Genomic DNA, 1,401 nt, shown 5'->3' with positions numbered 1-1,401 from the left:
GCCACACCGTCTGATAGGGAACCGGCACGGCCGCGCTTCGACGGACCGTCCCAGGCGGTTCGCTATGGGTACACCCAATCTGGACCAGAGGGCTGCCCCGGCCAGCATGGCCTGGGACGGTGCAGTATAGGCTTAACCCAATCAGAGTGCCGCTACGGCCGGCGATATTCGAAAACCCAAATGCCTCATTCGTCTATAGTAAGTGCAAGTTTATCAAGTCGGCAATATCAGTCGCAATTGCACGCCCCTGCGCCCGACCGGCTTCGGCAGAAGGCAGCCGGGTATCTGGAGACAGCGGATTATGACCGATCGCTTTGCGAGCTGAGCCGTCGGGTTCGACGATACGAACCCGAGCGCCACCTTGTTGCAAAACCGCAACTTGGGCGGGCAGGCCAGGGTTGCCCGACCGTGATATACCTTCGGCACCAAATGGTGATAGAACGATAACAATCGTGCATCCTGCGGCGAGGTCGACATTGTCCGACGAGCGAATTCCACCATCCATGTAACGGCTGTCGCCGATGCTGACAGGTGGCCACATGCCGGGGACAGCACAGCTAGCCGCTACCGCATCTACCATGTCGATCCCGGATAGGCGGTCGAAAATCCGAGACTCTCCTGTTGCAATGTCTACTGCTACGATCTTCAAGTCCCGGTTGGGCCAGACGTGTACCGGGAGGCGCGCAGCAATCACCTCGCGCCGTACGGTCTCGGGCACCGTTGTCGTGTTGGCTGCGAGGTCGCCGATCCGCCGCGTCCGTTCGATCGGATCAGCAAGCTTGAACAAAACCGGCAGGACATTACCGACGAGTTCGAGAAGGTGCGGCTCCGGCGTGAGCTCTGCGACTTGTCGAGCGGGATCGACCTGTCGCCGAAAGAGATCGTCGAGCGGCGTGTCACCTGCAATCTGCGCGGCGACGGTCGAGCCTGCCGAGGTGCCGATCAGGGTGTCACAAGCAGCACGTAGGTTTACACCCTCCTCACTCAAGCCTAGCAGCAGACCCGTCATCCAGGCTATGCCGGCGACACCACCGCCACCCAAGACCAACGCACGCCTACTCGCGATTTCCATCTTTCAACCTCTAAATGCAGAACGTACTCGCTCCAGGCTTTGCCTATGAAGGCGTTTGAAGGCCATTCTAAACGCGGTTTCGGAGCTATACTCGTACAAATTGAAGGCCCGAAAAATCCGCGCCCCTCTGGCACGCCGACCGCAGAGGGGACTTTTGATCCGAAATTTTCGGGTCCTCGCGTCGCAGGGCTATATAATACGACTTTGGCCGCGATGTCGGCCAAACTCTCCTCCTCATCCTTCAGCGCAGCTCTAGTGCTCTGAACCAATCGGATGATTCACGACGGGTTTGGGATGTGCGAGTCTGGGGCTCATGTCCCAGACCGTGT

Annotated in this window: 1 protein-coding gene; it reads right to left on the bottom strand. The window is 59.0% G+C overall.

All coding sequences use genetic code 11. The features are described from left to right. Window positions 1-193: 193 nt before the first annotated feature. Entirely contained in the window at window positions 194-1,072 is an 879-nt protein-coding gene (locus D3273_RS27705) for a patatin-like phospholipase family protein (RefSeq protein WP_129230263.1), read from the bottom strand. Window positions 1,073-1,401 lie beyond the last annotated feature (329 nt).

The organism is Lichenibacterium minor, from assembly GCF_004137685.1.
Taxonomy (GTDB): domain Bacteria; phylum Pseudomonadota; class Alphaproteobacteria; order Rhizobiales; family Beijerinckiaceae; genus Lichenihabitans; species Lichenihabitans minor.
Note: the sequence above shows the minus strand (reverse complement) of the source record. Positions and strands in the feature narration are given on the sequence as shown.